This is a genomic window from Roseococcus sp. SDR, assembly GCF_019083995.1.
Taxonomy (GTDB): domain Bacteria; phylum Pseudomonadota; class Alphaproteobacteria; order Acetobacterales; family Acetobacteraceae; genus Roseococcus.
In genome coordinates, this window is the sequence record NZ_JAHRCU010000004.1 from 102982 (window position 1) to 123892 (window position 20911).

Here is a 20911-nt window from a genome sequence, read left to right on the forward strand (position 1 = left end):
GCTCCTTAAACGCTCTTGCCGTGAATGATGGACCAGATTTTCGGCGCTGTCGCGGGCATCTCGATGTGCTCCACGCCGTAATCGCGCAGCGCATCCACCACGGCGTTGATGACGGCGGGCGGCGAGCCGATGGCCCCCACCTCGCCACAGCCCTTCACGCCCAGCGGGTTGTGGGTGCAGAGGGTGGTGTGGGTGGCGACACTCACCGGCGCCAGGTCATCGGCGCGCGGCATGGTGTAGTCCATCATGGACCCGCTCATCAGCTGGCCGTCCTGGTCATAGACGCAGGCCTCGAGCAGCGCCTGGCCGATGCCCTGGGCGACGCCGCCCTGCACCTGGCCCTCCACGATCATCGGGTTGATGACCCGCCCCACATCATCCACCGCCGTGAAGTTCACCATGGAGACGCGGCCCGTCTCCATCTCGATCTCGACTTCCGCGATGTGGCAGCCGCCGGGATAGGTGAAGTTCTTCGGGTCGTAGAAGGCGGTCTCCTCCAACCCGGGCTCGATCTCATCAATGGGGTAATTGTGCGGGACATAGGCGGCGAGGCTGACATCGGTCAGCGTCTTGGTCTTGTCCGTTCCCGCCACACGGAAGGTGCCGCGCTCGAACTCCACATCCTCGACGGAGGCTTCCATCAGATGGGCCGCGATTCGCTTGGCCTTGGCGATGATCTTGTCCATGGCCTTGTCCATCGCCGAGCCGCCCACGGCAAGCGATCGGCTGCCATAGGTGCCCATGCCGAAGGGCACCTTGGCGGTGTCCCCATGCACGATGTCCACATTGGCGATCGGCACGCCAAGCTTGTCGGCCACGAGCTGCGCGAAGGTCGTCTCATGGCCCTGGCCATGGCTGTGCGCGCCAGTCAGCACCGTGACGGAGCCGGTGGGGTGAACGCGGATCACGCCCACCTCATAGAGGCCGGCGCGGGCACCGAGCGAGCCGACGACGGCCGAGGGCGCGATGCCGCAAGCTTCCAGATAGGTCGAGATGCCGATGCCGCGCAGCTTGCCGCGCATCCGCGCCTCGGCCCGCCGCGCCTCGAACCCGGCCCAATCCGCCGTCTTCAGCGCCTGGTCGAGCGTCGAGAAATAGTCGCCGCTGTCGTATTGGAGGGCAACGGGCGTCTGGTAAGGGAACGCGTCGGTCGCGATGAAGTTGCGGCGGCGCAGCTTCACGCGGTCGAAGCCGCATTGCTTGGCGGCGACATCCACCAGGCGCTCCAGCAGATAGGTCGCCTCCGGCCGGCCGGCGCCGCGATAGGCATCCACCGGGACGGTGTGGGTGAAGACGGCCTTCACCTCGGCATAGATGGCGGGCGTCGAATACACGCCGGCCAGCAGCGTGGCGTAGAGGTAGGTCGGCACGCAGGGGGCAAAGGTGGAGAGATAGGCGCCCATATTCGCATGCGTCAGCACACGCAGCCCGAGGAAGGTGCCCTCCTTGTCCAGCGCCAGCTCGGCACGCGTCACATGGTCACGGCCATGCGCGTCGGACATGAAGGCCTCGGTGCGGTCGGCCGTCCACTTCACCGCGCGGCCGAGCTTGGCCGCCGCCCAGGTGACGATGGCCTCCTCGGCGTAATGGTAGATCTTGCTGCCGAAGCCGCCGCCGACATCGGGCGCCACGACGCGCAGCTTGGCCTCGGGGATCTGCAGCACGAAGGCGCCCATCAGCAGCCGGATCACATGCGGGTTCTGGCTGGTGGTGAAGAGCGTGTGCTCGCCCGTGGTGGTGTCATAGTCGCCGACGGCGCAGCGCGGCTCCATGGCGTTGGGGACGAGGCGCTGGTTGGTCGTCTCGAAGACCACACGGTGCGCCGCCGCGGCGAAGGCGGCGTCCACCGCGCCCTTGTCGCCGATATGCCAGTCATAGCAGAGGTTGCCGGCCACATCGTCATGCACGCGGGGCGCATCGGCGGCCAGGGCCGCCGTGGTCTGGCTCACCGCCGGCAGCACCTCGAAATCGACGATGATGGCTTCGGCCGCGTCGCGCGCCTGGGCGCGGGTCTCGGCAATGACGACCGCGATGGGGTCGCCCACATGGCGCACCTTGCCCTCGGCGAGGACGGGGTGCTTCGGCTCCGCCATGGGCGAGCCGTCCTTGTTGTGGATCTGCCAGCCGCAGGGCAGGCCGCCGATCGCGGCGAGGTCGGCGCTGGTGTAGATCGCGACCACGCCCGGCATGGCGGCCGCCGCCGCCGTGTCGATGCCCTGGATGCGCGCATGCGCGTGCTGGCTGCGCAGGATCCAGGCATGGGCCTGGCCGGGGCGGTTGATGTCATCCGTGTATTGCCCGCGGCCGGAGAGGAAGCGGACATCCTCCTTGCGGCGGACGCTCGCACCAATGCCCTCGAACGGCGTGACGACGTTCATGCGCAATTCCTCCCTGGTTGTTGGCGGAGCGATTCATCTGCCATGGAGGCAGCGGCATCGCTCCAGACGGGCCGCGGCTTTGGCGCCGCTTATGCCCCCTTGGACGTCAAATTACTCCGCCGCGGCGGCGATGCTCGTGCGCTTGCCGTGCATCACATCCTGCGCGGCCGCGATGGCCTTCACGATGTTGTGATAGCCCGTGCAGCGGCAGAGATTGCCCTCGAGACCCTCGCGGATCTCCTGCTCGGAGAGGCCCTGCGGGTTCTTGGCGACGAGGTCCACGGCGGACATCACCATGCCCGGCGTGCAGAAGCCGCACTGCAGCGCGTGATATTCGCGGAAGGCCTCCTGCATCGGGTGCAGCGTGCCATCGGCCGCGGCCAGGCCTTCGATGGTGGTGACCGAGGCGCCGTCGGCCATCACGGCGAGCGTGGTGCACGACTTCACGCTGTTGCCGTCGATATGCACGACGCAGGCGCCGCACTGGCTCGTGTCGCAGCCGACATGGGTGCCGGTGAGGCGCAGCTTCTCGCGCAGCAGCTCGACCAGGAGGGTGCGGCCCTCGACCTCGACCGTATGCGTCTTGCCGTTCACCGTAAGCGTGACCTGCGGCATCAACCGTCTCCCCGTCCATGCACTGTGTTGAGTTGGAGCCTCGCCAAAGTCGCGCAAGGCGTCAAGCGTCGGGTTGCTTCGTCCCCGTGGCGGGCTGCTCGATGACGAGGCGTCTGCCGCGCGTCAGCAGCAGCAGAAGGCCCATCACGGGCACCGCCACCAGCCAGAAAGCCCAGAGCAGGCCCAAGGCCCCTGCCCCGAACATCATCGCCCCCGCCGCCACCTCTTCATCCTCGGAGAAGACGAAGCGCTGCAGCCCGGCGCAGGTGCCGAGCATGAGCAGCGGCGGCACGAGCGTGACCAGCCAGAAACCCCATTTCACGAGGCGTCCGAAGAGGCTTCGTGGCGCGCGGGCCACGAAGCGGAGGGGTTGATCGCTCAGGCGTCGGCCGTCCGGAAGGCGGTGGGCGGCGCCTTGTTCAGCAGCGGATTCTCCGCGGCCGGGCGGTCGTGCAGGTGGCAGGCCGCGAGGTGCCCGGTGCCGTCATCCCGCAGCGCCGGCTCCTCCGTCCGGCAGCGGTCGAAGGCGTAGGGGCAGCGGGTGTGGAAGCGGCAGCCCTTGGGCGGGCGGATCGGGCTCGGCACATCGCCCTGCAGCACGATGCGCTCGCGCATGGCGCCGGGCACGGGCACCGGCACGGCCGAGAGCAGCGCTTCCGTATAGGGGTGCCGCGGCGCGCCGAAGAGCGACTTGCGGTCCGCCACCTCGACGATCTTGCCGAGATACATGACCGCCACGCGGTGCGTCATGTGCTCGACGATGGCCAGGTCATGGCTGATGAAGAGCATGGCGAGGCCGAGTTCCGACTGCAGGTCCTGCAGCAGGTTCACGATCTGCGCCTTCACCGAGACGTCGAGTGCCGAGACCGCCTCGTCGCAGACGATGACATCCGGCTCGGCAGCGAGCGCGCGGGCGATGCAGATGCGCTGGCGCTGCCCGCCAGAGAACTCGTGCGGCCAGCGGTTCACCGCATCGCGCGGCAGGCGGACCTTGTCCATGAGCTGGCCGACGCGCTCATCCACCTCGGCCTCGTTCTTCGCGAGCCCGAAATTGCGGATGGGCTCCGCCAGGATCTCGCGCACGCGCATGCGCGGGTTGAGCGAGGAAAACGGGTCCTGGAAGACCACCTGGATCTGCCGGCGCAGCGGGCGGAGGGTGCCGGTGGAGAGGTCATCGATGCGCTTGTTGTTCAGCACCACCTGGCCCGAGGTGAGCGGGAAGAGCCGCAGCACCGCCTTGCCTACGGTGGACTTGCCGCAGCCCGATTCGCCCACCAGCGAGAGCGTCTCGCCCTTGTTGATGTGGAAGGAGACGCCGTCCACCGCATAGACATAGCCCACGGTGGAGCCGAGCAGCCCGCCCCGGATGGGGAAGTGCTTCTTGAGGTCCGTGACCTCGAGGATGCGCTCGCCGGTTTTGACGGAGGTGCTCATGCGGCGACGGACCCTTCGACCTGGGCGTAATGGCAGGCGGCGATATGGCCGGGCGCCTTCTCCTGCAACCCGGGCGCGACCGCGCGGCAGAGATCGGTGACGGCGGGGCAGCGTGTGGCGAAGACGCAGCCCGGGATCTTCTGCTTGAGGCTGGGCACCAGGCCCGGGATCTCGGCGAGGCGCGAGGTCTCGCCGGTCAGCGAGGAACCGAGCTTGGGCACGGAGCCCAGAAGCCCCTGCGTGTAGGGGTGGCGCGGATTGCGGAAGAGATCGCCGACGGAGGCTTCCTCCACCTTCTTGCCGGCATACATGACCACCACGCGCTCGGCCACTTCGGCGACGACGCCGAGGTCATGCGTGATGAGCACGATGGCCGCCCCCACGCTATGCTTGAGGTCGCGCATCAGATCCAGGATCTGCGCCTGGATGGTGACGTCGAGCGCCGTGGTCGGCTCATCCGCGATCAGCAGCTTCGGATTGCAGGCCAGCGCGATCGCGATCATCACGCGCTGGCGCATGCCGCCCGAAAGCTGGTGCGGATATTCGCGCACGCGGCGGCCGGGCTCGGGGATGCCGACCAGCTTCAGCATCTCGACCGCGCGGTCCTCGGCCTGCTGCTTGGAGAGGCCCTGGTGCAGGCGCAGCGTCTCGCCGATCTGGCGCCCATTGGTGAGCACCGGGTTCAACGAGGTCATCGGCTCCTGGAAGATCATGCTGATCTCATTGCCGCGGATCGCGCGCATCTCGCGGTCCGAGCATTTCAGCAGGTCCTTGCCCTGGAAGCGGATGCTGCCCGCGATCTTGCCGGGCGGCTCGGGGATCAGGCGCAGGATGGACATGGCGGTGACGGACTTGCCGCAACCGCTCTCGCCCACGATGGCCAGCGTCTCGCCCGAGCGGACGTGGAAGCTGACGCCATCCACGGCGCGGTTCACGCCGTCCATGGTGCGGAAATGGGTCTGGAGGTTGTCGACCTCCAGCAGGATGTCGCGCGTATCGGCCATGGGTGTCGTGCTCACAGCTTGGTCGCCAGGCGCGGGTCGATCGCGTCGCGCAGGCCATCGCCCAGCAGGTTCACCGCAAGCACGGTGATCGAGAGGAAGATGGCGGGGAAGAAGACGATATAGGGCTTCACCTGCCAGAGGGCGCGGCCCTCGGCCATGATGTTGCCCCAGGAAGGGATGATCGGCGGCGTGCCCGCGCCGATGAAGGAGAGGATGGCCTCCGTGATCATCGCGGCCGCGCAGATGAAGGTCGCCTGCACCGTCAGCGGCGCCAGCGTGTTGGGCAGGATGTGCTTGAAGATGATGACCGGCGTCTTGGTGCCGGAGGCCACCGCCGCCTCGACATAGGGCTGCTCGCGCAGCGAGAGCACCACGCCGCGCACCAGGCGCGAGACGCGCGGCACTTCCGCGATGGTGATGGCGAGGATGACGTTCTGCACCGAGCCGCGCGTCAGCGCCATCAGCGCGATGGCGAGCAGGATGGGCGGGATGCTCATCATGCCGTCCATGACGCGCATGATGATGCTGTCCGCCAGCCGGCTGAAGCCCGAGATCAGGCCGATGGTCAGGCCGATGACGGAGGCGAAGAAGGCGACGGAGAAGCCCACCAGCAGCGAGACGCGCGCGCCGTAGAGCACGCGGGAATAGACATCGCGCCCCAGCATGTCCGAGCCGAACCAGAATTGCGCGCCCGGTTCGCGCGTGCGCAGCGCCGGCGCCAGCGCCGTGGGGTCCTTGGTCCAGAGGAAGGGCGCGAAGACCGCGATGAAGAGCATCATCAGCAGCAGCCCGCCGCCGATCGCGATCGTCGGGTAGCGGCGGAGGAAGCCGAAGAAGCCGCGACGGGGCTTCACATTGGAGAGGATGTCCTGCGTCGGCTGCGCAATGACGAGGCCGGGCGGGATGGTAACCCCGGGCGGAAGCGTGGTGGTGCTCATCGGGCCTCCGATGACGAAAGGACGGGATACGCGAGGAGGGCGGCCATCAGTAGCGGATCCTCGGATCGAAGAGGGTGTAGAGCAGGTCGATCAGCAGATTGACCAGCACGTAGACGAAGCTGAAGAGCAGCACGACGCCCTGGATCACCGGGTAGTCGCGCCGGAGGATGGCATCCACCGTGAGGCGGCCGAGGCCCGGGATGGCGAAGACGCTCTCCGTCACCACGGCGCCGCCGATCAGCAGCGCGATGCCGATGCCGATGATGGTGACGATGGGCACGGCCGCGTTCTTCAGCGCGTGCAGGAAGAGGATGCTGCGCTGGCCCGCACCTTTGGCGCGCGCGGTGCGGATGTAGTCCTGGCTCAGCACCTCCAGCATGGTGGCGCGGGTGATGCGGGCGATCAGCGCGATATACACGCCGCCCAGCGCCACGGCCGGCAGGATCAGGTTCTCCATCCAGGGGATGAAGCCCTCGCGGAAGGGCGTGTAGCCCTGCACCGGCAGCCAATCGAGTTCGAGCGCGAAGACGAAGGCGAGCAGATAGCCCACCACGAAGACCGGCACCGAGAAGCCCAGAACCGCGAAGGCCATCACCGCGCGGTCGATGCTGGTGCCCTGCTTCCAGGCGGCGACCACGCCCATCGGCACGGCGATGGAGACGGCGAGGATCAGCGTGACCACCATCAGCGAGAGCGTCGGCTCGATGCGCTGGGCGATCATGTGGCTGACCGGCAGATTGGTGAAGATCGAGGTGCCGAGGTCGCCATGCAGGATGTCCCAGACCCAGGCGCCGAAGCGCACCAGATAGGGCCGGTCGAGCCCGAGCGAGGCGCGGATGCGCTCCACATCGTCGGGCGTCGCCTGGTCACCGGCGATGACCGCGGCCGGATCACCCGGCGCGAGATAGAGCAGCGAGAAGACGAAGAGTGCGACGACCGCCATGACCGGGATGGTCGCCAGCACACGCCGGACGATATAGGCCCACATTCAAAAATTCCCCCGAGGGCATGCTCCGCCGGGACGCTTTGTGGCGTCCCGGCGGGAAGTCCGCAAGCCGTGATGGCTTCGCAGGATCACGACTTGGAGACGCCCCAGAACCAGGGCAGCGGACCGGCGACGATACCCGTCACGTTGCTCCGCCAGGCCTGATAGGCGCGGTAGAAGCCCGTCGGCACGAAGGGCAGGCTCTGGCAGGCGGCGCGGTTGATCTCGTCGCAGGCGGCCTTCTCCTCGGCGGCCGAGGTCGCGGCGAACCACTTGTCGCGGCCCGCCTCGATCGCGGGGTCGGTCGGCCAGCCGAACCAGGCCTGATCGCCGCTCGCGCGCAGGCCGAGATAGGAGGCCGGGTTGGTGCAGTCCGCACCGGCGAACCAGGTGAAGAACACGTTCCAGCCACCACGGTCGCGCGGCTCGCGGCTCGCGCGGCGGGCGCCGACGGTGCCCCAGTCGGTCGCGACATAGTCCACATTCATGCCGATCGCGCGCAGCGCGGCATTCGCCACCTGCCCCATGGCCGAGAGCGCGGCGATGTCCTGCCCCACGATCATCGTGATCGGCTCGTTGTTGTAGCCGGCCTCCTGCAGCAGGCGACGCGCCATGGCCGGATCGCGCGGACGCGAGAGGATCTCGGCGCCGGCCTCGGTGTAGTTCGGCGTGTCGGGCGTGAAGAAGCCGTTCATCTGCTTCCACAGCGCATCGTCATTGCCCACCACCGCGCGCATGAAGTCGGGCTGGTTGATGATCCAGGCCACCGCCTGGCGGATGCGCGGATTGTTGAACGGCGCGTGCAGGTGATTGAAGCGGAAGCAGCCGACATTGCCCAGCGGGTCCGCCACATCCACACGGATGTTGCGGTTGCGGCGCAGCACCGGGATAAGGTCGTTCAGCGGGGTCTCCCACCAATCCACCTCGCCCGACTGCAGCGCGGCGCCGGCGGTCGCGGCGTCGGGCTGGATGATCCACTCGACGCGGTCCACCATCATGCGCTTGCCGCCCGAGAGCCAGTTCGGCGCCTCGCTGCGGGGCTGGTACTGCTCGAAGCGGCTCCAGGTCGCGCGGGCGCCCGGCACCCATTCGCTGCGGTTGAAGCGCATCGGGCCGGAGCCGACATATTCCGTGATCTGCTGGAACGGATCGGTGCGCGCGATGCGCTCGGGCATCATGAAGGCGATCGGCGTGTTGTTCTTGCCGAGTGCGAGCAGCATCTTCGGATAGGGCGCCGAGAGGCGCAGGCGGAAGGTGCGGTCATTCACCGCCACCAGCTCCTGCCGCAGGGCGCGGATCATCTGGCCCATGCCGTCGCGCACCATCCAGCGCTCGAGGCTCGCGATGCAGTCCTGCGCCCGCACCGGCTCATTGTCATGCCAGCGCAGGCCCTCGCGCAGGCGGAAGGTCCAGGTCAGGCCATCGGCGCTGACTTCCTCGCTCTCCACCATCTGGCGGCGCGGCGTGAAGGTGTTGTCGATGCCGTAGAGCGTATCCCACACCAGCATCGAGGCGTTGCGCACCACGAACTGTGTGCCCCAGATCGGGTCGTAATTGGCGAGGTTGGCCTGCGGCACGAAGCGCAGCGTGCGCGCGGCCGCGCCCTGGCTCAGCGCGGGCGCCGAAAGGCCCGTGGTGGCCGCGGTGGCGGCGACGCCCGCCTGGAGGAAGCTTCTACGATCCATCAACCCGTTCTCCCTGATCACCCGGCGTGGTGCCGGCCTTCTGCTATCACTTTGACCGATATCTGCACCAGCCTTGGGCATCGCGCCAGCGTCCCCCGCCGGCGCGCGCCCATGCCGCCGTGCCTAGCACGCGCCGTGCCACTCAGGCGCGGCGCACACCCCAGAACAGCGCCGAGCCACCGCGCACCACATCGGTGATGCTGCGCCGCCAAGCCTGGGGTGGGCGGACTAGGCCGAGCGGAATGAAAGGCACCTCCTGCAAGGCCACGCGCTGGATTTCCTCCGCGATGCGGCGCGCGGCGGCGGCGTCGGGCGCGGTGAACCATTCCTCGCGAAGTTCCTCGAGGCGCGGCATGGTGGGCCAGCCGGCCCAGGCGGCCGAGCCATGGCCGCGCAGGGGCTGGTGGCTGCCGGGCACCGAGACATCCAGCCCCTCCCAGGTGGTGCAGAAGGCGCTCCACCCCCCCTGCTCCACCCCGTTGCGGTTGGTGCGGCGCTGGATATGGGTGCCCCAGTCCATGCCAGGGAAATCGACGTTGAAGCCCACGCGTCGCAGCAGATCCGCCGCCACCTCGGAGAGGTTCTGCAGCACCGGCAGATCGGTGGCCGAGAGCAGCGTCACGCGCTGGTTGGTGTAGCCGGTGGCGCGCAGCGCGGCGCGGGCCGCCTCCAGGTTGCGCGGGCCGGAGAGCACCTCGAGCCCCGCATCATTGGCGAGCGGGGTGCCGGGCGTGAAGACGCCAGCGGGCACGACGGAAAGGGCCGGGTCGGTGCCGATCGCGGCATTCATGAAGTCGCGCTGGTTGATCGCGGGCAGCAGCGCGCGGCGCACCGCCGGGTCGTTGAAGGGCGGGTGCAGGAAGTTGAAGCGCAGCACGCCGAGATTGCCGGCCGGGTTCACCACGCCGATCTCGATCTCGCGGTTGCGGCGCAGCAGCGGCAGCAGGTCGGGCAGCGGGGTTTCCCACCAATCGGCCTCGTTGTTCTGCAAGGCCGCCCCCGCCGTCGCGGGGTCCGGCATGATCTTCCACTCGACGCGGTCGAAGTTCACCCGCTTGCCGCCGGCCAGGAAATCCACGCGCTCCTCACGCGGCCGGTAATCGGCGAAGCGCTCATAGACCGCGACATCGCCCGGGCGGAACAGGTCCTGCCGGAAGCGGAAGGGCCCGCTGCCGGTCGCATCGGTGATCTGCGTGAAGGGATCGGTCTGCGCGACCCGCTCAGGCATGATCGCGCAGATATTGGCGGACGGCTTGCCCAGCGCCCAGGCGAGGCCGGGCCAGGGCCGCTTCAGCCGGATGCGGATGGTGCGGTCATCGGGTGCCACGATCTCATCGGCCAGGGCATCGAGGCGCTGGCCCAGCACGTCACGCTTCGACCAGCGGCGGATGCTGGCGACGCAGTCGCGCCCGCGCACCGGTTCGCCGTCATGGAAGCGCAGGCCCGGGCGCAGCGTGATGGTCCAGGTCAGCCCGTCATCGGTGATGACATGCCCCTCGGCCATCTGCGGCCGCACCTGATAATCGGCGCCCAGGCCATAGAGCAGGTCATAGACCATGAGCCCATGGTTGCGGACGATGACAGCCGTGCTCCAGACCGGATCGATCGAGGCGAGGTTGGATTGCGGAATGAACCGCAGGAGACGCGCGTTGGCCTGCGCGGAAGCAAACCGCGGTGCCGCCATGATGGCGGCCGCGCCGGACATCGCGGCGCGGCGGGAAATCTCGGTCATGTCTTGCTGATGTTCCAGAACACAGTGGCGGGCGCGCGGAACACGCCCTGGATGTTGCGGCGCCAGGCGCTGGGCTGCCAGTAATAGCCCAGCGGCATGTAGTACATCTCGCGCATCGCGGCCGCGTTCAGCGCCTGCGCGATGCGGCGGCCCTCGGCGGCATCCGCCCCCTTCTCCACCCATTCGCCGCGCAGCTGCTCCACCTCCGGCACATTGGGCCAGCCGAACCAGGCATTGGGCCCATTGGCGCGGAGAAACAGGTGGAAGACCGGCAGCGCGAGCGACTGGCCGGAGGCGGTGGTGTGGATGATGCTCCAGCCGCCGCGCTCGACCGGTTCGCGGCTGGCGCGGCGTTGCACCAGCGTGCCCCAGTCGGTGGAGATGACTTCGACATTCATGCCCATGCGGGTCATGATGTCCGCGGTGACCAGGCTGAGCGCGTTGATCTGCGGGTAGTCGCCCGGCGTGATCAGCACGACCTTCTCATTGTTGTAGCCCGCCTCGCGCAGGGCGGCGCGGGCGCGCTCGATGCTGCGGGTCTGCAGGATCTCGCTGCCCGCGGTGTTGGCGAGCGGCGTGTCGCAGGTGAAGACGCCCTCGCAGACGCCCCAGCCTGCCTGGTCATTGCCGGCGACGGCGCGGAGGTAGTCGCGCTGGTCCACCGCCATGGCGACGGCGCGGCGGATGGCGGGGTTGTTGAAGGGCGGCTGCAGCGTGTTGAAGCGCGCGATGCCGTAGGTGCCGTCCTGCAGGCGCTGCTCCACCACCACCTGGCGGTTGCGGCGCAGCAGCGGCAGCAGGTCATGCAGCGGATATTCCCAGTAATCCTGCTCGCCCTGGTTGATCGCATTGGCGCTGGTGGCGCTGTCCACGATGATGGTCCACTCGATCCGATCGAGGCGCGGGACGCGGCCGCCGGCGAGGCCGTCCACCGGCTCCTGTCGCGGCACATAGCGCTCGTTGCGGGCCCAGACGGCCTTCTGGCCCGGATTCCACTCGCCAGGGATGAAGCGGAAGGGCCCGCTGCCCACCGTCTCGCGGATCTGCTGGAAGGCGTCCGTCTGCGCGATGCGCTCGGGCATGATGAAGCAGGGAAACTGCGTCTGGCCGAGGGCCAGCGTCAGCAGCGGCGTCGGCCGGTGCAGACGGAAGCGGAAGCGCCGGTCATCGAGTGCGATGATTTCAGCCACATTGGGCCAAAGCACCTGCATGAAAGGGTCACGCCGCGCCCAGCGGTTGATCGAGGCCACGCAGTCGCGCGCGCGCACCGGTTCGCCATCATGGAAGGCGAGGCCTTCGCGCAGCGTGAAGGTCCAGGCGAGCTGGTCGTCGGAAACGGCCCAGCCCTCCGCCATCTGCGGGCGGATGGCGCCGGAAGCGTCCTGCGCGCAGAGCTGGTCGTAGATCAGGAAGGCGTGGTTGCGGGTGACGACCGCCGTCGTCCAGACCGGATCCACGCTGGTGAGGTTGGCCTGCGGGATGACCCGCAGGGTGCGCGAGGCCGCCGATTGCGCGCCCACCACGCGCGGGGCCGCGACACTGGCCGCCGCCCCTGCCAAAACGCCGCGCCTGCCGAGTGTCATCGCCCTGTCCTCCGTTCGAGAATGTCAGCTTCGCTGGATGCCCCAGAACAACGCAAGCCCGCCGACGCGGCCATTGAGATTGCTGCGCAGCGCGGTGGTGGACATGTAGGCGCCCACGGGGATGTAGGGCAGCTCATCCATGGCGACGACCTGCATCTCGCGCGCGAGGCGCTGCTCGGTGGCCAGGTCCGGCGCGTCGAACCAGGCGTCGCGCAGTTCCTCCAGGCGCGGGATGGTGGGCCAGCCGAACCAGGCGTTGGTGCCGTTGCCGCGCAGCGGGAAATGCGCCGCCGGATTGGCGAAGTCGAAGGAGGAGAAGGCGGTGAAGAGCATGCTCCAGCCGCCCCGCTCCACCGGCTCGCGCGAGGTGCGGCGCTGCACGGTGGTGCCCCAGTCGGTCAGCAGGATGTCGGCATTGAAGCCGAGGCGGCGGACGAGGTCGGCGCCCACCTGCGTCATGGCCGAGGGTGCGAGGATGTCGGTGGGTCCGATCAGGCGCATGGGCTGGTTGGTGTAGCCCGCCTCCCGCATCAGGGCGCGGGCGCGGTCCACGCTGCGCGGTCCGGTCAGGGGCGCCATGGCGGCGTCACTCGCGAGCGGCGTGCCGGGCGTGAAGAAGCCGACGCCGGTGCGGTAATCGGCCGCATTGGTGCCGACCACGGCACTCATGAAATCCGCCTGGTTGATGGCGGGCAGCATGGCCTGGCGCAGGCGCTTGTTGTCGAAGGGCGGATGCAGGTGGTTGAAGCGCAGGATGCCGGTCAGCGGCAGCGGGTCGATCGCCTCGAGCTTCACGTTGCGGTTGCGGCGCAGCAGCATCTGGATCTCGGGCGGCGGCTGCTCATACCAGTCGATCTCGCCGGTCTGCAGCGCCGCGGCCGAGGTCGCGGCATCCACGATGATGTGCCACTCGACGCGATCGAAATGCGCGACCTTGGGGCCGGCGGTCAGGCTCGGCGTGCCGGTGGCGACAGGCACGTAGTCGGGGTTGCGCGTGTACACGACGCGGCTGCCCGAATTGTATTCATCGGCCTTGAAGCGGAAGGGACCGCTGCCGATGGCTTCGCGCACCTGCTGGAAGGGGTCGGTGCGTGCCAGCCGCTCCGGCATGATGAAGGCCGGGCTGTTCGAGACCTGGGCGAGGGCCGCGAAGAGCAGCGGAAAGGGCTTCTTCAGTCGAAAGACCAGACGCTTGTCATCCACCACCTCGACGGCATCGGTCGCGGCGGCGAGTTGCTGGCCGAAGGGGTTGCGGCGCATCCAGCGCTGGATGCTGGGGACCACGTCCTGCGCGCGCACCGGCTCGCCATCATGGAACTTCAGCCCATCGCGCAGCGTGATCGTCACGCGCTTGCCGTCCTGGTCCACCACATGGCCGGCGGCCATCTGCGGCTGGGCGCGGAACTCCGCATCCATGCCGTAGAGGCTGTCATAGATCATGTGCCCGTGGTTGCGGGTGATGTTCGCCGTGGTCCAGATCGGATCGAGGCTGGTGAGGTTCGCCTGCGGCACGAATTTCAGCACGCGGTGCTGCGCGGGCTGGGCCAGGGCGGGGCCGGCCAGCGCGGCAGTCGCGGCGGTGGCGATCAGGTCACGGCGCTTCATGGGCTCTTCCTTTTGACAGAGCAGGCGTGATGCGCGCGCCCGGCTGAAAGCACGCTGAACGGTGGCGCATCAGAACAGGACATCCGGCAGCCAGGTGGCCAAGGCCGGGAACATGACGACGAGAATGATGCCGATCACCTGCAGGATCACGAAGGGCGTGACCCCGCGATAGACGTCCCGCGAGTCCACATCGGGCGGGAGGACGCCCTGCAGGTAGAAGAGCGTGGGGCCGAGCGGTGGCGTCAGGAAGCTCGTCTGCAGGTTCATCGCGATCAGCACGCCGAACCAGATGGGATCAATGCCCATCTGCAGCAGCACAGGCCCCACGATGGGGACCACGATGATGACGATCTCCACGAAATCGAGCGGGAAGCCGAGGATGAAGATCACCAGCATCACGGCGGCCAGCGCGCCATACTTGCCACCCGGGATCATCTCCAGCAGCGCGCGGATCATCTCGTCGCCGCCAAGACCCCGGAAGACCAGCGAGAAGAGGGTGGCGCCGATCAGCGTCGCGAAGATCATCGCGGTGACCGACATGGTGGCGTGCGAGACCTGCCCCAGCATGCCGCCCCGGAAGGCGCGGCGCAGCGAGACGAGGATGCCATAGGCCAGGCCGACACCGAGCCCCGCCGCGGTCCAGACCGCGATGCGGTCCACCAGCGGCGCTTCCTGCCGGCCAATGCGCAGGTCGAACATCACGCCGAGCATCACCATGGCGACGGCGCAGATGGCGGCGAGGTAGATCGGCCCGGTGCTGTCCTCGCTGTTGCGCAGGCCGGCGAGGAGCGTGGCGCCCACGGCGCCCACCGCCGCCGCCTCTGTCGGTGTCGCGATGCCGCCCAGGATGGAGCCGAGCACGGCGATGATCAGCGCAACGGGGGGGATCAGCGCGCGCGCGATCTGCCCGCCGCTCACCGCATCGCGCTCGGCCTGCGGGATGGCGGGGCCGACCTCCGGCTTCAGGTAGCAGAGCGTCACCTGATACAGGATGTAGATGCCGGCCAGCATCAGGCCCGGGATCATGGAGCCTGCGAAGAGCTGGCCCACCGAGATGGTCTGGATCGAAAACAGACCCTGTGCGAGCTGCGCCTGCTGATAGGCCGAGGCCAGCACCTCGCCCAGGATCACCATGACGGTGGAGGGCGGGATGATCTGCCCGAGCGTGCCGGCGGCGCAGATGCTGCCGCAGGAGAAGGCCGGGTCGTAGTTCCGCTTCATCATGGCCGGCAGCGCGATGAGGCCCATCGTGACCACGGTCGCGCCGACGATGCCGGTGGAGGCGGCGAGCAGCGCGCCCACCAGCGTGACTGAGATGGCAAGGCCGCCGCGCACCGAGCCGAAGAGCCGCGCCATCGCCTCCAGCAATTCGGGGGCGATCTTCGACTTCTCCAGCATCATGCCCATGAAGACGAAGAGCGGGATGGCGATCAGCACCTCGCTCGTCATCGTGCCGAAGACGCGCTGCGCCAGCGCGCCCAGCAGGAAAGGATCGAAAGCGCCGAAGAGGATGCCAAGCCCCGCGAAGATGATGGCGCAGCCGGTCAGGATGAAGACGACGGGAATGCCGATCATGATGAGGGTGCAGAGCGCCACCATCATCATGACATCCAGGATGGAGCCGATCTCGGAGGGGCTCATCCTTCACTCACCGCCTGTCGGAAGGGAAAGAGCTTGTCCGCGGCACCCGTGATGACGGCAAGCGCCCTGATCATCACCGAGAGCGACTGCAGCGCCAGAAGCCCCGCCATCACCAGGATCAGTCCTTTGAGATAAGGCGTGAAGGGCAGCCCGCCCACGGCCATCGGCCCCTCGCCCATCATGAAGGAGCGGGAGACATAGCCCCAGCTCGCCCAGACCAGCAGCCAGCAGAAGGGAAGCACCGTGACCAGCACGCCGATCAGGTCGGTCCATGCCTTCTTCTTCTCCGACCAGCCGGCGTAGAAGAAGTCCACCCGGACATGCGCATCCAGCATGTAGACATAGCCGATGGCGAGCATGAAGAGCGCGGCGTGGATGTAGACCACGCCCTCCTGCATCATGATGAAGCTCGACCCGAAGGCGTAGCGGATGACGACGACAGTGAACTGGACGAGCACGAGAAGCACGGCCAGCCACTTCACTGCGCCGCCCAGAAGGCGGGCGGCCGCGTCGATGCCGTCCGCCAGCGCCAGCAGGGGGCGCATCAGCCCCAGCGGATCGGCAGCGCGCGGGAGTTGAAGTTGGCGCCGTAGCTCTGGTTCATGTAGCCGGCGCTGCGGTTGCGGAAGGTCGCGTAGCTGTCGGCGATGCGCTTCACCATCGGGTCCTGATGGTTGCGGAACTCGGCCAGCATCTCGCCCGCCGTATTGCCGAAGGCGATCAGCAGGTCCCGCGGCGCTTCGCGCACGATGACGCCCTGCCGGGCCACAAGGTCGGCCAGTGCGATGGGGTGGCGGACGTCGTACTCCGTCGTCGTCTCCTCATGCAGCGACATGGCGGCGATGCGGACGACGGTCTTCAGGTCGTCCGGCAGCGCGTTCCAGCGCGCCATGTTGATGCCGATCTCCTCGGCGGAAGACGGCTCCTGCACGCCGGGATAGTAGTAGTTCTTGGCGACCTGGTGCAGGCCGAGGGGCGCATCGCTGAAGGGGCCGAGGAATTCGGCGGCGTCGATCGTGCCGGACTGCAGGGCCGAGAAGATCTCGCCCGCGGGCAGGTTCACGACGGAGGCGCCCGCCCTGCGGAACATCTCCGCACCCAGGCCCGTGGTGCGGAAGCGCAGGCCGCGGAAATCATCCACCGAGCGGATCTCGCGGCGGAACCAGCCGAGCCATTGCGGGCCGGAATTGCCGACGATGAAGGGCTTGATGCCGAAGCGGCCATAGATCTCATCATACATGGCCTGGCCGCCGCCATGCATCATCCAGCCCTGCTGCTCATAGGCGGTGAGGCCGAAGGGGAAGCTGCCGAAGAAGCCGATGCCAGGGGACTTGGAGACCCAGAAGGCCGGTACGCCGTGGTAGAGATCGGCCGTGCCGGCCGCCACCGCGTCGAAGGCGCCAGGTGCCGGCACGACCTCGCCCGCCGAGAAGAGGCGCACCGTGAGGCGCCCGCCGGAGAGCGCGCCGATGCGGTCCGCGCAGCGCTGCGCGGCCACACCCGGGCCCGGCAGGTTGCGCGGCCAGATGGTGACCATGCGCCACTCGATGCGGCCCTGGCTCAGCGCGGGCGTCGAGAGGGCGGCGGTGCTGATCGCGGCAGCCCCGATGGCGGCGGTCTGGGCAAGGTTGCGACGCTTCATGGGGAGATCTCCAGCGAAAAGGGTCAGAAATTGTGACAGCAGAGACAGGTTCTTGCCAAGCCTCTCGGCGCCGCTCGGAGCGTCAGCGGCCAAGGATGGATGAATCGGCAGGCAATCCGCGCTCCGCCTGCCTCAGGCGCGCGCAACCACCGGGAAATCGGGTCCATCCAGCGGCGCACCATCGGGCAGCGTCAGGTGGCGCATGGGAGGCGAGCCGCGGCCCTTGCGGTCGATGAAGACCGCATCCTGCCCGACCCAACGGGCGGAGAAGACACGGCGGCGGTTCTGCCGGCTGGTATTGGCAGGCGCGCCATGGACGGTGCGGAAGTTGAAGGCGACGGCATCGCCCGGCTCCATCGCCCAGCCGAGGATGCGGTAATCGGCGCGATGGGCGTCGATATCCGGCATCTCGATGGCGGTGTCGCCCTCATAGAGGTCCGTGCCGTCGAAGCGCTTGGGCTTGTGGTTCACACCCCAGAGATGGGAGCCCGCCACCGATTCCAGCGTGGTCTCGCGGCCCACCGGGTCGAGCGGGATCCAGAAGCTGACGCTCTGCTGCCCGCCCACGCAGTAGTAGGGGCTGTCCTGATGCCAGGGGGTGACGATGGAGGTCCCCGGTTCCTTCACCAGAACATGATCATGGAAGAAGCGCGCGACGGGCGAGGCCATGAGCTGCGCCGCGATGCCGGCCGCCGGGCTCTCGAAGACGAAGGCGCGGAATTCGGGGATGCGCTGCCAGTTGCAGAGATCCTGGAAGAACTTGGCTGAGCCATCCTTGGGCGTGTAGCTACGCTCGAGGGGGCTTGGGTCGGCCATCAGGGCGGCGATGCCGTCCGAAAGCGGCTTCACCCAATCGCGGAAGGCCCCGCGCAGGAGAATGGCGCCGTCCTCGGCGTAGGATTGGATGTCGGCATCGCTGAGCTGCATGGCCCGCACGCTATCAAGCGGCGCGCGGGCCCGGCAAGGGGCGCATCGCGGCACAGGAGCAGACCAGCGTGCCGTCCGGCAGGCGGTTCGGCATGGTGGGCTCGCCGCAATGGGGGCATTCGCGGATCGCTTCGCGGCTCACTGGCGCGCACTCCGGTCGGGCAGCGGCCGCATGGCGCGGAGCTGCGCGGCGAGCGTCCCCTGCCCCGCATGCTCGGCCAGCAGCGCGGCTTCCTCCCGCGCGGCCTCGAAGCCGAGGCGGTAGCCCTCATAGGTGGCGCGGTCGAGGCTGCGGGCGATGGCCCTTGGGAGGCTTTCCATGCACCTGATGTGCCGCCGCGGCTTTCGCTTGCAAGGGCGCGCGCGGCGGTTTCTGCTGCGCCGCAAAGACTTCGGGAGAGACGTTGATGCTGCGCCGCACCTTGCTGGCCCTGCCGCTGGCCACCCCTGCCCTCGCGCAATCCCTGGGCGACCGCCCGGTCCGCCTCATCGTGCCCTACTCGGCAGGAGGGGTCGCGGACACGGTAGCGCGGATTCTCCAGCAGCGGGTTTCCGAGAATCTCGGGCTGCCCTTCATCGTCGAGAACCGGACCGGCGCCTCTGGCGCCATCGGCGCGGGCTTCGTGGCCCAAGCGCAGCCCGATGGCCACACGCTGCTGCTGGAGGGTGCCACCTCCATCACCGGGCCGCTCGCCAATCGCGGCCTGCCCTTCGATTATGCGGCCATGCCGCGCGTGGCGCAGATCACGGCCGCCCCCTATGTGCTGGGCATCCGCTCGGGCTTCCCGGGTGAGGATCTGCGCGCCTTCCTGGCCGAGGCAAAGCGGCGGCCGGGCGAGGTCACCTTCGGTACGCCGGGTATCGCGCATGTCGGGCATCTGATGGGGGAGCTGCTGCAGTCGCTCGCCGATGTGCGGCTGGAACACGTGCCCTTTCGTGGTGGCGCCGATGCGGCGCGCGAGGTGGCGGGCGGGAGGATCGACGCCTGCATCATCAGCGAGAGCAGCTTCTCGCCCGTGCTGCGCGGGGAGCGCGGCCGCGTGATCGGCGTGACGGGGGCTGGACGGCGCCCCAACCTGCCCGGCGTGCCCGCGATCGGCGAGGTGGTGCCGGGCTATGAGCTTTCCACCTGGATGATGATCTTCGCGCCGCCTGGCACGCCCATGGCGCTGCGCCAGCGCCTGGCCCAGGCCTTCGCGGTGGCGCTCGCTGAAGCGCAGATCCGCGAGCGGATCGAGGCCAGCGGCAATGACCCCGTGAGCGGCGGGCCTGAGGCGACGGAGGCGCTGTGGCAGGCCGAGCGTACGAAGCTGACGGCACTGATGCGGCGCGCCGGATTGGTGCAGGGATAAAGCGCCTGGGGGTGGCTTGTGGCGCGGCGCGGGTTTCGCTAGAGACTGCGCCCACCGACGCCACGAGGATTTTGCCTCGGCAGGCGGGCGCTTAGCTCAGCGGTAGAGCACTACCTTGACACGGTAGGGGTCACAGGTTCAATCCCTGTAGCGCCCACCATCCCCCTGAAGACACTCGTTTTTTCTTACGATCTCCGAGGCGAGCGGTTGAGGATGATGGCACCGGCCGCCCGCGCGGCCGCCTCGTTGCATCGCTCGGGGCCGACATGCGCGGCCAGCCGCGGCGCCTCACGCGCTACATCCATGACCGAACCATGCTCGGGCACGCGGGTATGCGCCACGCAGACCGCGCCCTCGGCCGTCCAGCCGGCTTCGAAGAGGTAGGACGGGTCGTCGGCCGGTTCGTGCAGCCCGGCATCATCCCAGAAATCGATCGCCATGCCGTTGCGGGTCCAGCCGCGCTCCGGCGCGCCATAGGCGGCGCGGACCATGTTCACGCAAGCCGGGAAATAGGGGGCGAGCGAACGGCCATCGGGCGCCTGCGCCCAAGGGCGGTAGCCGAAGCGCAGGCACTTGCCGATGGCGCCGGCCGAGCAGGTGATGGCGAAGCCCTGCGGCTCATCCGGCTTGGGATAGGGGATGGCGCGGCTGCGGCCCTCGGGATCGGGCTGGCAATAGTCATGGCGGGCGCCATCGGCGCCGGCGAAGGTCAGGTGGAAGAGCCAGACATCCCCCGCATGCGGGCGGGTGTCGGCCTCGGCGGATTCGACGCGCAGGCTCAGCACCCGTCCGTTCTGCAGGATGCGCAGCTCAGCGCCCACGAGGTCGGCGCCGCGGAGGATGCGCCCATCGGCGAGCTCGGCGCGGAAATCGCCGCGCTCGACGCCGAGGCGGAGCAGCGCGTTGGGCGGCACCTGCTGCGCGCTCGCCTGAGTGGCCAGGCCGAGACACCCGGCAAGGGCGAACTGGACGAGGCGGCGGCGAAGGGAGTGGGCCATGGCGCGGCTCCGGCAGGGCGGTGAGGGAGAACCGCCCCCTCGGAAACGAGGGGCGGGCTCGGCGGTGGTGGGCGCTCAGTGGGCGATCGGCAGGGTGATGCCGAGCACCACCACACCCGGGTTGGTCGTCGCCTGGGCGCCGTTCAGCGTCAGCGCGTTGTCGGTGAGCGCGTTCTGCGTCAGCGCATTCGTGTCCAGCGCATTCGTGTCCAGCGCGTTCGTGTCCAGTGCGTTGCTGTCCAGCGCGTTCCAGGCGATCCCGTTCTCCATCAGCGCGTTGGCGGTCATCGCCGCCTGGGCGTTAGGGCTCTGGCCCGCGATCAAGGCGGCGATGGCGGCGGCGGCGAAAGCGATGCGGATCATGTGGACGTTCCTCTCAGGTTGGGTCACCA

20 protein-coding genes and 1 tRNA gene are annotated in these 20911 nt (G+C 68.5%); 2 read left to right on the top strand and 19 right to left on the bottom strand.

Annotation, left to right across the window (positions count from 1 at the left end):
- Positions 1-5: 5 nt before the first annotated feature.
- The 17 genes from KTR66_RS06335 to KTR66_RS06410 form a co-directional block, all read right to left on the bottom strand.
- The gene (locus KTR66_RS06335; RefSeq protein WP_213611551.1) at positions 6-2378 is read right to left on the bottom strand and encodes a xanthine dehydrogenase family protein molybdopterin-binding subunit; all 2373 of its coding nucleotides are present in this window, start codon (positions 2376-2378) and stop codon (positions 6-8) included.
- 111 nt (positions 2379-2489) lie between these two features.
- Positions 2490-2993 (bottom strand): (2Fe-2S)-binding protein, encoded by a 504-nt coding sequence (locus KTR66_RS06340; RefSeq protein ID WP_213611552.1) that lies wholly within the window; start codon positions 2991-2993, stop codon positions 2490-2492.
- 61 nt (positions 2994-3054) lie between these two features.
- The gene (locus KTR66_RS06345) at positions 3055-3315 is read right to left on the bottom strand and encodes a hypothetical protein (protein ID WP_213611553.1); all 261 of its coding nucleotides are present in this window, start codon (positions 3313-3315) and stop codon (positions 3055-3057) included.
- A 56-nt stretch (positions 3316-3371) separates the two neighbouring features.
- Positions 3372-4427 carry an ABC transporter ATP-binding protein gene (locus tag KTR66_RS06350; protein ID WP_213611556.1) on the bottom strand — a complete coding sequence of 352 codons (1056 nt, stop codon included), beginning with the start codon at positions 4425-4427 and terminating at the stop codon, positions 3372-3374.
- Positions 4424-5431: an ABC transporter ATP-binding protein gene (locus tag KTR66_RS06355; protein WP_213611820.1), complete on the bottom strand. Its 1008-nt coding sequence runs from the start codon at positions 5429-5431 to the stop codon at positions 4424-4426. Before KTR66_RS06355 ends, KTR66_RS06350 begins: the two co-directional genes overlap by 4 nt.
- A gap of 11 nt (positions 5432-5442) precedes the next feature.
- Entirely contained in the window at positions 5443-6369 is a 927-nt protein-coding gene (locus KTR66_RS06360) for an ABC transporter permease (protein WP_213611558.1), read from the bottom strand.
- Between the two features lie 46 nt (positions 6370-6415).
- Positions 6416-7357, bottom strand: coding sequence for an ABC transporter permease (locus KTR66_RS06365; RefSeq protein ID WP_213611560.1), 942 nt, complete (start codon positions 7355-7357; stop codon positions 6416-6418).
- Between the two features lie 86 nt (positions 7358-7443).
- Positions 7444-9039, bottom strand: a complete 1596-nt coding sequence (locus KTR66_RS06370; RefSeq protein ID WP_213611562.1) for an ABC transporter substrate-binding protein — start codon at positions 9037-9039, stop codon at positions 7444-7446.
- Positions 9040-9181: 142 nt separating this feature from the next.
- On the bottom strand, positions 9182-10762 hold the full coding sequence (locus tag KTR66_RS06375; RefSeq protein ID WP_371819046.1) for an ABC transporter substrate-binding protein: 1581 nt from the start codon (positions 10760-10762) through the stop codon (positions 9182-9184).
- A 5-nt stretch (positions 10763-10767) separates the two neighbouring features.
- Entirely contained in the window at positions 10768-12354 is a 1587-nt protein-coding gene (locus KTR66_RS06380) for an ABC transporter substrate-binding protein (RefSeq protein WP_213611571.1), read from the bottom strand.
- Between the two features lie 24 nt (positions 12355-12378).
- Positions 12379-13959, bottom strand: a complete 1581-nt coding sequence (locus tag KTR66_RS06385) for an ABC transporter substrate-binding protein (RefSeq protein ID WP_213611573.1) — start codon at positions 13957-13959, stop codon at positions 12379-12381.
- 69 nt (positions 13960-14028) lie between these two features.
- Positions 14029-15600, bottom strand: coding sequence for a TRAP transporter large permease subunit (locus tag KTR66_RS06390; protein ID WP_213611575.1), 1572 nt, complete (start codon positions 15598-15600; stop codon positions 14029-14031).
- Positions 15597-16145: a TRAP transporter small permease subunit gene (locus KTR66_RS06395; RefSeq protein WP_213611578.1), complete on the bottom strand. Its 549-nt coding sequence runs from the start codon at positions 16143-16145 to the stop codon at positions 15597-15599. The genes KTR66_RS06390 and KTR66_RS06395 overlap by 4 nt, the downstream gene beginning before the upstream one ends.
- A complete protein-coding gene (locus KTR66_RS06400; protein ID WP_213611580.1) occupies positions 16145-17242 on the bottom strand; it encodes a TRAP transporter substrate-binding protein in 1098 nt (365 codons plus the stop codon). Before KTR66_RS06400 ends, KTR66_RS06395 begins: the two co-directional genes overlap by 1 nt.
- A gap of 132 nt (positions 17243-17374) precedes the next feature.
- Entirely contained in the window at positions 17375-18169 is a 795-nt protein-coding gene (locus tag KTR66_RS06405) for a phytanoyl-CoA dioxygenase family protein (protein ID WP_213611581.1), read from the bottom strand.
- A gap of 13 nt (positions 18170-18182) precedes the next feature.
- Positions 18183-18311, bottom strand: a complete 129-nt coding sequence (locus KTR66_RS25025) for a hypothetical protein (RefSeq protein ID WP_256437523.1) — start codon at positions 18309-18311, stop codon at positions 18183-18185.
- Complete coding sequence (locus KTR66_RS06410; protein WP_213611588.1) at positions 18308-18490, bottom strand: hypothetical protein; 183 nt, start codon at positions 18488-18490, stop codon at positions 18308-18310. The genes KTR66_RS25025 and KTR66_RS06410 overlap by 4 nt, the downstream gene beginning before the upstream one ends.
- Positions 18491-18576: 86 nt before the next feature.
- On the opposite strand from KTR66_RS06410, the gene KTR66_RS06415 reads away from it, so the two are divergent.
- Both KTR66_RS06415 and KTR66_RS06420 read left to right on the top strand, forming a co-directional pair.
- Positions 18577-19521 (top strand): tripartite tricarboxylate transporter substrate binding protein, encoded by a 945-nt coding sequence (locus tag KTR66_RS06415; RefSeq protein ID WP_213611589.1) that lies wholly within the window; start codon positions 18577-18579, stop codon positions 19519-19521.
- 85 nt (positions 19522-19606) lie between these two features.
- Positions 19607-19681: transfer RNA gene (locus KTR66_RS06420), tRNA-Val, on the top strand.
- A 25-nt stretch (positions 19682-19706) separates the two neighbouring features.
- Here the strand turns inward: KTR66_RS06420 and KTR66_RS06425 are convergent.
- Both KTR66_RS06425 and KTR66_RS06430 read right to left on the bottom strand, forming a co-directional pair.
- Positions 19707-20519, bottom strand: coding sequence for an ADYC domain-containing protein (locus tag KTR66_RS06425; RefSeq protein ID WP_213611590.1), 813 nt, complete (start codon positions 20517-20519; stop codon positions 19707-19709).
- Positions 20520-20594: 75 nt separating this feature from the next.
- Positions 20595-20882 carry a hypothetical protein gene (locus KTR66_RS06430; RefSeq protein ID WP_213611591.1) on the bottom strand — a complete coding sequence of 96 codons (288 nt, stop codon included), beginning with the start codon at positions 20880-20882 and terminating at the stop codon, positions 20595-20597.
- Positions 20883-20911 lie beyond the last annotated feature (29 nt).